The organism is Cellulomonas algicola, from assembly GCF_003851725.1.
GTDB lineage: Bacteria > Actinomycetota > Actinomycetes > Actinomycetales > Cellulomonadaceae > Cellulomonas > Cellulomonas algicola.
Genome location: NZ_BHYL01000038.1, coordinates 1 through 11,809, shown reverse-complemented (window position 1 = coordinate 11,809; position 11,809 = coordinate 1). Strand labels below are relative to the sequence as shown.

At 75.8% G+C, this 11,809-nt stretch carries 11 protein-coding genes; 7 read left to right on the top strand and 4 right to left on the bottom strand.

Going from position 1 to position 11,809, the window contains the following annotated elements:
* Positions 1 to 168: 168 nt before the first annotated feature.
* The 4 genes from CTKZ_RS02560 (at position 169) to CTKZ_RS02545 (ending at position 4,248) form a co-directional block, all read left to right on the top strand.
* The gene (locus CTKZ_RS02560) at positions 169 to 969 is read left to right on the top strand and encodes a phosphatase PAP2 family protein (RefSeq protein ID WP_124341467.1); all 801 of its coding nucleotides are present in this window, start codon (positions 169 to 171) and stop codon (positions 967 to 969) included.
* A 52-nt stretch (positions 970 to 1,021) separates the two neighbouring features.
* Positions 1,022 to 3,160 (top strand): RNA polymerase recycling motor ATPase HelR, encoded by a 2,139-nt coding sequence (helR, locus tag CTKZ_RS02555; RefSeq protein ID WP_124341466.1) that lies wholly within the window; start codon positions 1,022 to 1,024, stop codon positions 3,158 to 3,160.
* Between the two features lie 158 nt (positions 3,161 to 3,318).
* Positions 3,319 to 3,600, top strand: coding sequence for an isoamylase early set domain-containing protein (locus CTKZ_RS02550; protein ID WP_124341465.1), 282 nt, complete (start codon positions 3,319 to 3,321; stop codon positions 3,598 to 3,600).
* Between the two features lie 168 nt (positions 3,601 to 3,768).
* Complete coding sequence (locus tag CTKZ_RS02545; RefSeq protein WP_124341464.1) at positions 3,769 to 4,248, top strand: nitroreductase/quinone reductase family protein; 480 nt, start codon at positions 3,769 to 3,771, stop codon at positions 4,246 to 4,248.
* Positions 4,249 to 4,298: 50 nt separating this feature from the next.
* On the opposite strand, the gene CTKZ_RS02540 is transcribed toward CTKZ_RS02545, so the two are convergent.
* Positions 4,299 to 4,754, bottom strand: a complete 456-nt coding sequence (locus tag CTKZ_RS02540; RefSeq protein WP_124341463.1) for a ScoMcrA-related endonuclease — start codon at positions 4,752 to 4,754, stop codon at positions 4,299 to 4,301.
* Between the two features lie 529 nt (positions 4,755 to 5,283).
* Here CTKZ_RS02540 and CTKZ_RS02535 point away from each other — a divergent pair.
* A complete protein-coding gene (locus CTKZ_RS02535; RefSeq protein ID WP_124341462.1) occupies positions 5,284 to 9,147 on the top strand; it encodes a tetratricopeptide repeat protein in 3,864 nt (1,287 codons plus the stop codon).
* 27 nt (positions 9,148 to 9,174) lie between these two features.
* Here the strand turns inward: CTKZ_RS02535 and CTKZ_RS02530 are convergent, their stop codons facing one another.
* Positions 9,175 to 9,543 carry a TetR/AcrR family transcriptional regulator C-terminal domain-containing protein gene (locus tag CTKZ_RS02530; protein ID WP_160142807.1) on the bottom strand — a complete coding sequence of 123 codons (369 nt, stop codon included), beginning with the start codon at positions 9,541 to 9,543 and terminating at the stop codon, positions 9,175 to 9,177.
* Positions 9,544 to 9,547: 4 nt separating this feature from the next.
* Between CTKZ_RS02530 and CTKZ_RS21345 the strand changes: the two genes are divergently transcribed.
* Complete coding sequence (locus tag CTKZ_RS21345) at positions 9,548 to 9,751, top strand: DUF6326 family protein (RefSeq protein WP_160142806.1); 204 nt, start codon at positions 9,548 to 9,550, stop codon at positions 9,749 to 9,751.
* Positions 9,752 to 9,760: 9 nt separating this feature from the next.
* Here the strand turns inward: CTKZ_RS21345 and CTKZ_RS02525 are convergent, their stop codons facing one another.
* Complete coding sequence (locus CTKZ_RS02525) at positions 9,761 to 10,114, bottom strand: hypothetical protein (RefSeq protein ID WP_124341460.1); 354 nt, start codon at positions 10,112 to 10,114, stop codon at positions 9,761 to 9,763.
* 136 nt (positions 10,115 to 10,250) lie between these two features.
* On the opposite strand from CTKZ_RS02525, the gene CTKZ_RS02520 reads away from it, so the two are divergent.
* Positions 10,251 to 10,712, top strand: a complete 462-nt coding sequence (locus CTKZ_RS02520) for a GyrI-like domain-containing protein (RefSeq protein WP_124341459.1) — start codon at positions 10,251 to 10,253, stop codon at positions 10,710 to 10,712.
* Between the two features lie 92 nt (positions 10,713 to 10,804).
* Here the strand turns inward: CTKZ_RS02520 and CTKZ_RS02515 are convergent, their stop codons facing one another.
* A complete protein-coding gene (locus tag CTKZ_RS02515) occupies positions 10,805 to 11,641 on the bottom strand; it encodes an aldo/keto reductase (RefSeq protein WP_124341458.1) in 837 nt (278 codons plus the stop codon).
* Positions 11,642 to 11,809 lie beyond the last annotated feature (168 nt).

Here is an 11,809-nt window from a genome sequence, read left to right as displayed (position 1 = left end):
CCTCCCGCGCGACGCGACGCCGGTCCGTCGTCCCGGCCGCCCCGCCCGCGACGACCCGGCGTAGACGTCGCCCGACCGTCGCGCCCCCGCGGCACGCGGCCGTGGGACCCGGGCGGACTTCCGACCGGACGCTGTCGCGGTGGCCGCGCGCGCTGGCAGGATCGGCGCGTGCCCGGCGCGACGGAGCGGCCAGGACCCTCGACGCGACGCCCCCGCGCGCTCGTCGAGCTCGTCGTCGTGCTCGGTGCATTCACGGTGTTCACGTGGGTGCACGCGCACGTCGCGCGGGACGTCGCCGCCGCCACGGCGCACGCGCTCGCGCTGCAGGACGTCGAGCGGACGCTGGGGATCGACGTCGCGCTCGCGACGAACCGGTGGCTGGTCGCGCAGCCGACGTGGGTCGAGGTCGCCGCCGTCTACGTCTACCGGTCGTACTACCTCGTGCTGCTCGGCGTCCTGGTGTGGGTGTTCGTGCGCCACCCCGAGGTGTACCTGCGGGCGCGGCGGACCCTGCTGGCGATGATGCTGCTGGTGCTGCCCGTGTACTGGGCGGTCCCGATGTCGCCGCCGCGGTTCGCGCTCGCGGGCGTCGTCGACGTCGTGCGGCGGCACGACCCGCTCGGTGACCGCAGCGCACCGACGCCGGGCTCGTCGTACACGGCGATGCCGAGCATGCACGTCGGGTTCTCGGCGTGGTGCGCGTACGCGGTGTGGCTCGCGCTGCGGACCTCGCACCCGCGCGTCGCGTGGGCGGCGTGGCTGTTCCCGCTGGCGATGACGGGGGTCGTGCTCACGACGGGCAACCACTACGTGCTCGACGTCGTCGGGACCGCGGTGCTGCTCGCCGCGTCGATCGGCGCCGCGACGCTCTGGGGGCGAGCAGTCGAGCGGCGCCCGCGCCCGCGCGAGCGCGTGGACGCCCCCGGACACGACGACGGCGGGGACATCCCCGCCACTCTCAACGTATAGAGCACCGGGGGTCTTGCGGCAAGACCCCCCTCGCGGCGAAGAATCGCCGACCGTGACCTCCCAGACGACCAGCGCGTTCCACCTCCCCGACTCCCTCGCGGCGAAGGCCGACCCGGTCCTCGTCGCCGCCGACGAGCAGTTCTTCGCCGCGCTCGCGGCCACCCTGGACCACCAGCGCGCCGACGTGGCAGCCCGCCTGGACGAGGCTCGCCGCGCACCCGGCGGGCACGGGACGGCGGCTCTCGAGCGTGACCAGGAGATCCACCGCCTGTCGGGGCGGCTGCGCGTGCTCCAGCGGTTCGGCCTCGACCTGTGCCTGGGCCGCGTCGTCCCGGCCGACGGCGGCGAGCCGGTCTACGTCGGGAGGCTCGGCGTGACCGACGTCGAGGGCCGCCGGCTGCTGGTCGACTGGCGGTCGCCCGTCGCGGAGCCCTTCTTCGGGGCGACGCACGGCAACCCGATGGGTGTCGTCAGCCGGCGGCGGTACCGGTGGACGGCCGGGCGCGTCACGGACTTCTGGGACGAGGTGTTCACGGCCGACGGGCTCTCGGCGAACGCGGCGCTCGACGACCAGTCGGCGTTCGTCGCGAGCCTCGGCGCGGACCGGTCGGCGCGCATGCGGGACGTGCTCGGCACGATCGCGGCGGATCAGGACGCGATCGTGCGCGCGGGCTCGCAGGGGACGCTCGTCGTCGACGGCGGACCGGGGACGGGCAAGACCGTCGTCGCGCTGCACCGCACCGCGTACCTGCTCTACCACGACCCGCGGCTCGGGCACCGGCGCGGCGGCGTGCTGTTCGTCGGGCCGCACCAGCCGTACCTGGACTACGTGTCCGACGTGCTGCCGAGCCTGGGCGAGGAGGGCGTGCGGACGTGCACGCTGGCGGACCTGGTGCCCGAGGGGGCGACGGCTGTCGACGAGGGCGACCCGGAGGTCGCACGGCTCAAGGCGTCGGCCGCGATGGTGCGAGCGATCGAGCCGGCCGTCCGGTTCTCCGAGCGGCCGCCGACCGCGCCCATGACCGTCGAGACGCCGTGGGCCGACGTCCGGCTCAGCGCGACCGACTGGGCCGAGGCGTTCGACGCCCCCGAGCCCGGCACCCCGCACAACGAGGCGCGCGCGCAAGTGTGGGACGCGCTGCTCGAGATCCTCGTCGACAAGCACGACGACGACGTGCCCACCGACCAGCTGCGCCGCGCGCTGCTGCGCGACCGCGACCTGGCACGCGCCGTCAACCGCGCGTGGCCGCTGCTCGACGCGCCCGACCTCGTCGCCGACCTGTGGTCCGTGCCCGCCTACCTGCGGCTGTGCGCACCCTGGCTCACGCCCGACGAGGTGCGGCTGCTCCAGCGTGACGACCCGCGCGCGTGGACGACGTCCGACCTGCCGCTGCTCGACGCCGCCCGCGCGCGGCTCGGCGACCCCGACGCGCCCGCGCGGCGACGCCGCCGGGAGGCCGAGCGGGCTGTCGAGCAGCAGCAGCGGCAGCGCGTCGTCGACGAGCTGATCGCCGCGGACGACAGCGAGCTGCTGCTCATGTCGATGCTCAAGGGTCAGGACCTGCGCGACGCGCTCGTCGACCCCGCCGGCGACGACGAGCCGTCCGACCCGCTCGCCGGGCCGTTCGCGCACGTCGTCGTCGACGAGGCGCAGGAGCTCACCGACGCGCAGTGGCAGATGCTGCTCGCGCGCTGCCCGTCGCGCAGCCTCACCGTCGTCGGCGACCGCGCGCAGGCCCGCCACGGCTTCGCGGAGTCGTGGCACGAGCGGCTGGCCCGCGTCGGCCTGGCCAGCGTCGAGACGGCGTCGCTCACGCTCAACTACCGCACGCCCGAGGAGGTCATGGTCGAGGCCGAGCCCGTGATCCGTGCCGCGCTGCCCGACGCCAACGTGCCGACGTCCGTGCGCCGGACCGGCGTGCCCGTGCAGCACGGCCGTCGGGCCGACCTCGCGAGCGTCATCGAGGAGTGGCTCGCGTCGCACGGCGGCGTCGCGTGCGTCGTCGGCGACCCGACCTTCCCCGAGGGCGACCGGGTGCGGTCGCTCGCACCCGTCCTCACGAAGGGCCTCGAGTTCGACCTCGTCGTCCTCGTCGAGCCCGAGTCGTTCGGCGACGGGATCGAGGGCGCGGTCGACCGCTACGTCGCGATGACCCGCGCCACCCAGCGCCTCGTCGTCCTCGCCGGCTGACCGCCGGACGGGCCGCTGTCGGCCGGTCGCGGGCGTGGCGCGCCCGATGACACCCGGCCGTCACCTCACGCTCACCGGACGGTGTCACCGCACGAAACATGCGTGCGCCACGATGCGCGCGTCAGGGTCGCCCGTCCGAGGGAAAGAGTGGTCCGCCCGTGCTCAAGAAGTCCCGTTCCGCCGCGTCCGCCACCTGCACGCTCACGTTCTCGCTGCCGACGGCGGCGCTCGACGGCCCGGTCAGCGTCGTCGGCTCGTTCAACGGCTGGACACCGGGGCTGCACCCGCTGAAGAAGCGGTCGAACGGCACGTCGAGCGCGTCCGTCAAGGTGCCGGTCGGCTCGACGGTGACGTTCCGGTACCTCGGCGAGCACGGTCGGTGGTTCGACGACGCGGACGTCGACCAGGTCACCTCCGAGGGCGGCGTCGTCCTCACCTGACCGCCCGGGCGGCCGAGCCGCCTGCCTGCCCACGCGCGCGCGTCCGCCTGGTGCGGGACCGCGCTACCGATCCGGACGCAACGGGTGTTCCCGGGCACCCGGCCGCGTCGGTAGCGTGCGACCTGCGGGCCGGCGCCGGACCGCGGACGCCCGGACCGGGGAGCGGCCATGGACGAGACGGCAGGTCAGGTCGACGAGGCACGCAGCCCCCGGCTGCCGCCGCGGTGGTTCGTCCGCACCGCCTGGGTCGTGCACCGCGCGATGTACCGGGTTACCGGCGGTCGGCGCGGGCTCTGGCGTCCGCGTCCCGACCGGTGGGGGACGCTCGTGCTGCGCACGACAGGCCGGCGGACGGGGCAGGAGCGCGAGGCCATCGTCGCGTACATGGAGGACGGGCCGAACCTGGTCACGCTCGCGATGAACGGCTGGGCCGCGCCGGAGCCGGCGTGGTGGCTCAACCTGCAGGCGCACCCCGAGGCGACGGTCGTCCTGAAGGACGGGCCGCGGGCGGTGCGGGCGCGGGCGGCCGCGGGTGCCGAGCGCGAGCGGCTGTGGTCGGAGTACCGCAAGCTCGGCAAGGACCTCGACGGCTTCGCGACGCGCCGCCCGACCGAGACCGCGGTGGTGGTGCTGGAGCCGCGCGGCTGAGCATCCCGGCGTCGGCGCCGTCGGTCGGTGCGCGCAGGCCGTCGCGGCCGTCAGCCGCAGTAGTCGCAGACGCCCGTGGCCGGGAGGGTCATCGAGCACGTCGGGCAGATCGGCGCGACCCGCTCGGGTGCCGCGCTGCTGGCCCGCGTCGTCGTGCGGGGCGTCGACGTGCGCGTCGTGGACCGGGGCGCGCGCGCCGGCCGGGCGGCGGCCACGGGGGTACGGGTCGCGACGGCGGGCTCGGTGACGTCGAACCCGCGCTTGCGCAGGACGGCGGTCGCGGCGTCGACGGCGACCTCGTCGGCGATCCCGAGGCGGCCCGTCGCGTACCGGTGGGCGACGCCGACGATCGCGCGCGGCTCGTAGACGCGCCCCTCGTGCAGCAGCGCGTAGCCGTCGTCGGGCGCGAACCCGTATACGCCGAGGAAGTCGTCGCGACCGCGGGAGTCGTGCTCCCCGATCGCCTGGAGGATGTGCTGACGCGTCACGGCGGAGAACGTGGCCACGGTCCGAGCCTACGTCGCCCGGCGGGGTCCCCCGATCGCCGTAGCCGTCCCGGCCGGGGCGCGGGTGAAATCACGGGCGGACGATCCGGGACGGACCGGTCCCGACGCGCCGCTCCGTGCGCGTCGGGACGTCGGGTGCCCGCGGTCCGGATGTCCCGTCCTGTCGGAGTCGTCCTCCGGGGGCTTGACGGACGTGGGGCCGACATGGCGGAGTGCGGTCGGCGGGACCGCGTCGACGGCCGGGGTCCGCACCTGCGGCGATGTCCTCGCGGCAGCGCGCCGCCCACCCGCACACCGGGGCGTGACACGCGTGCGCAACGCTGTGACCAGCGACGACGCGCGCCACGGACGTCTCCGGCACGACGTGTCGGGCGCCCGTCCAGAAGCGCGCGCCCTGGGCAACCGTCGCGCGGCTGTGGCGTGGCACACTCGGCCGACGCGGCGACGGGGCGATGGCCGCACCACCACCCCGACCGCCGTGACACGCGCACGTTGCCGCCTGCCACGGGTGGCGCGAAGGAGTCCGGGGATGGTCGACGTCGAGGTCGCCGCACAGCGTGACGAGCCGGTCACGCCGTCGGCCGAGCCTGCCCTCGACCCGGTCGCCACCGACGCGCCGGACGCCCCGCACGTCCCCCTCGCACGCGTCGTCCGGATCGAGTCCGACGACGGCAACGCGGTCGCCGCGGGCTACCTCATCTCGCCACGCCTCGTGCTCACCGCGCGCCGCGTGCTGGGCCGGAACCTGCCCGTCGCGCGCCTGCGCCCGCCGTCGGGCGGCGTGACACCCGAGTGGCTGAGCAAGCAGAACCTGCCGGTCCGGCTGCGCGTCCGCGCGCTCGGCGACGCGGGCGGCACGCGGCTGCGCTCGGCGGCGCTGATCTGGACGCACCCGCAGGCCGAGATCGCGCTGCTGCTGTGCACCGACGACGAGCCGCTCGTGCCGTCGTCGGACGGGTTCACGACCGCGTGGTCGGAGCCCGACGAGGCGACCGAGTGCCTCGTGGTCGGCTTCGCCGCAGGCCGCGCGGTGGCACCTGCCATACCTGCTGCTCCTGCTGCTCCTGCTGCTCCGGCTGCACCTGCCCGGCCGGACGCCGACGGCACCGACGGCACCGGCACCGCCGACGGCGGCTCGCTCGCGAGCGAGCTCGGCATCGTCGTGCGGCCCGGGGCCCGCGCCCGTGCGCGCGGCTGGTCGGTCGAGCTCGCGACCGCACCCCCCGGAGGCCCGCCGGGAGGCTCCTGGGCGGGGCACGCGGGCGGCGCGCTCGTGGCCGAGGACCTCCTGGTCGGGGTCCTGCTGAGCGACCCACGGCCCGACCAGCCCAACGCCCCGGCGCTCCAGGTCGTCCCGGCCCGCAAGTTCGCCGACCACGCCGACATCGCCGGCTGGGTCACCGCCGACGCCGGTCCGGGCCGCTGGACGCAGTCGACCGCGACACCCGGACAGCTGCGCCGCCGCCGTGAGCAGGACGCGCGCGCCGACGTCAGCTGGCCCGTCTGCGTCGGGCACCCGCCGGCGCACGCGCCGGACCACCCCGCGCGCACCGAGCTCCTGGCGGCGCTCACCGACGAGGACGGCGGGCTCGCCGTCGGCACGACGACCCTGCTCGCCGGCCCGCCCGGGTACGGCGCGACGGCCGCCGCGGGTGCGCACGCGCACGCCATGTGGGACGCGGGTGCGGTCGACCTGCTGGTCTGGGTCCCCGGGTCGACGCGCGACGGGATCCTCACGACGTTCGCCGCGGCGGACCGCGTCGTGCACCCGACGACGTCGAGCGGTGCCGACGAGTCCGCGGCCGCGGCGTTCCTGGCGTGGCTGGTGTCGACGCGGCGGCGGTGGCTCGTGGTGCTCGACGGCGTCCCCGACCCGAGCCTGCTGACCGACCTGTGGCCGCGCGGCACGACCGGTCAGGTCGTCCTGACGAGCGAGAGCAACAACGTGCTGCCGCGGTCGGGGGGACGGGCCGTGGCGGTCGACCGGCTGTCGAGCGACGAGGCGGGCGCACTCGTCGCGACGGTCGCGCCCGACGCGGCCGCGGAGCACGTCGAGCGCCTCGTCGACGACCTGGGCCGCGTGCCGCTCGCACTCACGCACGCCGTCGGCGACCTGCGCGTCGCGGGCGGCACGGTCGAGGACTACGTCGAGCGTCTCGCCGAGCGCCGCCGCGCGCTCCAGCTCCCCGACGACGGCGGCGCCGACGTCCCCGCGTCCGTGCTCGCCACGGGCACGCTCGCGGTCGACGACGCCGACGCGCTCGAGCCGTTCGGCGTCGCGCAGCTCGTCCTCGTGCTCGTGAGCGTCCTCGGCCCGACCTTCCCCGTCGAGCTGCTCGCGACGTCGTCGGCGGTCGCGGGCATCGACGACCTGGTCCGCCCGCGCACCTGGCGGCGGCGGTGGACGTCGTCGGCCGCGGCCGTGACCCCCGAGGAGCTGCACCAGGGCCTGCTGAACCTGTGCGCGGTCGGGCTCGCGTCGCTCGTCGACGGGTCGCCCGAGGACGCGACGCTCGCGCACGTGCACCCGCTCGTCCAGCAGGTCGCGCGCGACCACCTCGACGAGGGCACGGTCGACACCGTGCTGCGGGCGGTGGCCGACGCGCTGCTCGAGGCGTGGCCCGCGGACGACGGTCTCGGTCATGCCGCGCTGACCGCGCACGTGTTCCGCCGGTGCGCCGCGACGGTCGCCGGGCTCGACGTCCGTGGCGTCCTGTGGGAGCCCGACGGGCACCCGGTGCTGTGGGAGGCGGGCACGAGCCTGACGCGCGCGGGCCTGGCGCACGAGGCCGTCGCGTACTGGGAGCGGCTGGTCGACACCGCGGCGCGTCTGCTGCCCGAGGACCACGTCGACGTGCTCACCGCGCGGAACAACCTGGCGCTCGCGCACCGCGAGGTCGGCCGGCTCGACCGGACCATCCCGCTGCTCGTCGCGACGCTCGAGGACGCCGAGCGCGTCCTGGGGCCTGTGCACCGCGCGACGCTCACGAGCCGCAACAACCTCGCGATGGCGTACCGCGACGCGGGCATGACCGAGCGTGCGCTCGAGATGCTGCAGCGCAACCTGTCGGCGTCGCGCCGCGCGCTCGGAGGCGAGCACCCGGACACGCTCGCGAGCCGCACCAACCTCGCGCTCGCGTACCGCGACGCGGGCCTGCTCGACGAGGCGCTCCCGCTGCTGGCCCGCGGGCTCGAGGACGCCGAGCGGATCCTCGGCCCCGACCACCCCGACACGATCGCCGCGCGCCGCGACCTGGGCCTGACGCACCGGCTCGCGCACCGCTCCGACCGGGCGTACCCGCTGCTGGAGCGGGTGCTCGCGGACCGCCAGCGCCTGCTCGGCCGCGACCACCCGGACACGCTGACGAGCCGCAACGACATGGCGCCGTTCCACCGCGACGCGCGCCGCCTGGACCGGACCCTCCCTCTGCTGGAGGCGACGCTGCGGGACGCCGAGCGCGCGCTCGGCCCGGACCACCCCGTGACGCTGACCAGCCGCGGCAACCTCGCGCTCGCGTACCGCGACGCCCGACGTCCCGACCTCGCGCTGCCGCTGCTCGAGCGGATGCTCGCCGACGCGGAGCGCACGCACGGCTACCAGCACGCCGACACCCTCACGAGCCGCAGCGTCCTCGCGCTGGCGTACCACGACGCCGGCCGGCTGGACCGGGCGATCCCGCTGCTGGAGAGCACGCTCGCGGACCGTGAGCGCGTCCTGGGCCCTGACCACCCCGAGGCGCTGACGAGCGCGAACAACCTGGGCCTCGCCTACCGGGACGCGGGCCGGCTGCGTGACGCGGTGCGCGTGCTCGAACGCGTCATGGCGGACCGGCAGCGCGTGCTCGGCGCCGAGCACCCGGAGACGCTCGCGACGCGCGGCGACCTGGCGCTCGTGCACCACGACGCGGGACGCACCGACCACGCGCTCTCGCTGCTCGAGGCGACGCTCGCCGACCGCGCGCGCGTCCTCGGCCCGTTGCACCCCGCGACGCTCACCAGCCGCAACAACCTCGCCGTCGCCTACCGCGAGGCCGGCCGCGCCGAGGAGGCCGTCCCCCTCCTGGAGAAGACGTTCCGGGACCGGCAGCGCATGCTCGGCCCGGACCACGTCGACACCGCCGCGAGCCGGTTGCTGCTCATCGAGGTGTACCGCGAGGAGGACCGCCTCGACGACATCGTCGAGCTGCTCGAGCGCGCGTGCGTCGACGACGAGCGGATCCTCGGCCCCGACGACGCGCAGACGATCGCGAGCCGCGCGGCCCTGGCGGAGGCGTACCGGGAGGCGGGTCGCGTCGAGGACGCGCAGGCCGTCGAGTCCGGCAGGCCGGTCGGGGTGTGGATGCCGGGCCGCAAGCGCGCGGTGCGGCGGATCCCGCGCCGCCAGACCGGCTGACCCGGTCGCCGTGCTCGGTCACCCGGCTCAGGCGCCGCTGCGGGCCAGGCGGTGTCGGTCGAGCCCGGCGAGGACGAGGTCGAGCGTGAACTCGAACTCGGCGCGGGTGTCGCACACCGACAGGGCGGCGTCGGTCTCGTGCACGACGGAGGCGGCCATGCGCGCGAGGTGCGGCAGGTCCTCGCCGACCGGGGTCTCGCCGGGGTCCGGTGCGAGGGTGTCGCCGTCGGGCTCGAACAGCTCGCGGGAGAAGCCGAGCAGCATGCTCCCGAGCGCGTGGATGGCGCGGTGCGCGGGGTCGTCGTCGAAGCCGGCCTCGGCGAGCGTCCCGACGAGCTGCTCGTAGACGGGCCACACGGACGGCGGTGACGTCGTCTGCGCCGCGACGATCCCCATCGGGATGGTGCTCGTCTCGCGCGTCGCCCCCCACCGCGTCGCGCGCTGGGGGACCGTCGTCGCGGCGTCCGTCATGACGGTCGTGCAGGTGGGCTCGCTGTTCGTCGGCGAGACCGCGCTGCACTACGCCTACTTCTCCGCGATCGAGATCACGACGACGGTGGTGCTCGGCTGGTACGCCGCAGCCCGCTGGCGCACGGACGACTGACGAGGGGCCTCAGGCCAGGACGTCGGCCACCGTGCGGGCCAGCAGGATCGTCACCGCGAGGGCCGGCGCCGGTGCCGCCATCGCCACGGTCGCGACGGACCGCCAGCGGGGACCCACCCCGCGGTGCGCCTGCAGCAGGCCCACGGGCAGCGCCACGAGCGCGGGGACGCACGACCAGGTCAGCAGGATCGCGCCCGCCAGGTCCCCCCACGACGTCGGGTGCAGCCACCCGTCCACGAGGTACGCGACCGCCCCGACCACGCCGACCGCGGCGACGGCCGCGAGCAGCAGCGCGGTCCAGCCGAGGACGCGCGCCCACGGGTAGGCGGCGCTCGGCGGGGCGACGACGACGGGCTCGGCCATGGGACTCCTCGCAGCGGCGGACGCCCGACGGGCGGGCGGGACCTCGAGCGCTCCGGAGGCTACCGTGCTCGCGACGCCCGGGTGCCCGGTTCGTGCGGGATGCTGGGGCGGGACCGCGAGCCTTCGAGGAGGACCCATGGACGTCGACGTCCGCCACCAGCCGACCCGGACCGTCGCCGTCGTGCGCCGCCACGTGCGCATGGACGAGCTCGCCGCGTTCTACGACACCGCGTACGGCGAGGTCGCGCGCACGGTCGGCGAGGCCGGTGCCCGCATCTCCGGGCCGGCGCTCGGCTGGTACCACGGCATGCCGACCGACACGGTCGACGTCGCCGCCGGGTTCCCGGTCGAGGGGCTCGAGAACGGTCCGCTCGCCGGTCGGGTCGAGGTCGTCGAGCTCGCCGGCGGGCCCGCGCTCGTCGGGCTGCACGTCGGGTCGTACGACGACCTCGGTGCCGCGTGGGCGGAGGTCGAGGCGGCGCGTGCCGAGCACGGCCGCCCGGGTCGCGGCGACTTCTGGGAGGAGTACGTGACCGACCCGTCGCCGAGCGGCGACCCGTCGCGCAACGAGACGCTCCTGGTGCTGCCGCTCGCCTGACCGACCGCGCGACGGTCGACGGGCGGGACCCGGCCGGCCCCGCCCGTCGTCGTCACGTCGTCGTGCTCAGGTCGTCCAGTCAGGACGTCCCGTCAGGTCGCCGGGACGTAGTCGAAGACGTCGGGGTCCGGACCGGTGCGCTCGTGGCGGTCGAGCGCGCCGATGTCGGCCATGTCGGTCGCCGACAGCTCGAAGTCGAACAGCGCGAAGTTCTCCTCCATGCGGCTGCGCGTCACCGACTTCGGGAAGACCACGTCACCGCGCTGCACGTGCCACCGCAGCGTCACCTGCGCGGGGGTGCGGCCCACCGACTCCGCGATCCGCAGCAGCACCGGGTCGTCGAGGACCTTGCCCTGCGCGATCGGCGACCACGCCTCGGTCACGATCCCGAGCTCCTGCCCTGCGGCGCGCGCCTCGTCGTTGCGCAGGTAGGGGTGGACCTCGATCTGGTTGACCGCGGGCGTCACCGTCGTCTCGTCGCGCAGCCGGTGCAGGTGAGCGGGCTGGAAGTTCGACACCCCGATCGCGCGGGCGCCGCCGTCGGCGTAGACCTGCTCGAGCGTGCGCCAGCGCGCGACGTAGTCCGCGACCGTCGGCAGCGGCCAGTGGATGAGGAGCAGGTCGACGTGGTCGGTGCCGAGCGCGTCGAGCGAGCGCTTGACCGCGTCGAGCGCGGCGTCGTGCTCGAGGAAGCCGTTGTTGAGCTTCGTCGTGACGAACACGTCGTCGCGCGACAGGCCGGACTCCGCGAGCGCCGCGCCGACGCCCGCCTCGTTGCCGTACATCTGCGCGGTGTCGATGTGCCGGTAGCCGACCTCGAACGCCTCGAGCACGACGCCCTTGGTGTCCTGCGGCGGGACCTGGAAGACGCCGAAGCCGAGCTGCGGGATCTCGACGCCGTTGTTCAGCGTGAGGGTGGGCACGGTCATGGGTGCTGCTCCTGTCGTGGGTGAGGGCCTGCGTCCATCACAACCCGTCGGGCCGCGCCGCGCACCCCGGCGCCACGCCGTCGCGCCCGACCTGCGGCGCCCGGTCCGCACGGCGCTCGGCGCGCGCGGTGTCGGAGGGCGCTGGCAGGCTCGAGCCCGGTCGCGTGC

Excerpts from the sequence above, each read along its gene's own strand:
- CTKZ_RS02545 (WP_124341464.1), top strand. The coding sequence starts at position 3,769 with ATGGACGAGACGGCAGGTCAGGTCGACGAGGCACGCAGCCCCCGGCTG.
- CTKZ_RS02535 (WP_124341462.1), top strand. The coding sequence starts at position 5,284 with ATGGTCGACGTCGAGGTCGCCGCACAGCGTGACGAGCCGGTCACGCCG.
- CTKZ_RS02530 (WP_160142807.1), bottom strand. The coding sequence starts at position 9,543 with ATGGGGATCGTCGCGGCGCAGACGACGTCACCGCCGTCCGTGTGGCCC.
- CTKZ_RS21345 (WP_160142806.1), top strand. The coding sequence starts at position 9,548 with ATGGTGCTCGTCTCGCGCGTCGCCCCCCACCGCGTCGCGCGCTGGGGG.
- CTKZ_RS02525 (WP_124341460.1), bottom strand. The coding sequence starts at position 10,114 with ATGGCCGAGCCCGTCGTCGTCGCCCCGCCGAGCGCCGCCTACCCGTGG.
- CTKZ_RS02520 (WP_124341459.1), top strand. The coding sequence starts at position 10,251 with ATGGACGTCGACGTCCGCCACCAGCCGACCCGGACCGTCGCCGTCGTG.
- CTKZ_RS02515 (WP_124341458.1), bottom strand. The coding sequence starts at position 11,641 with ATGACCGTGCCCACCCTCACGCTGAACAACGGCGTCGAGATCCCGCAG.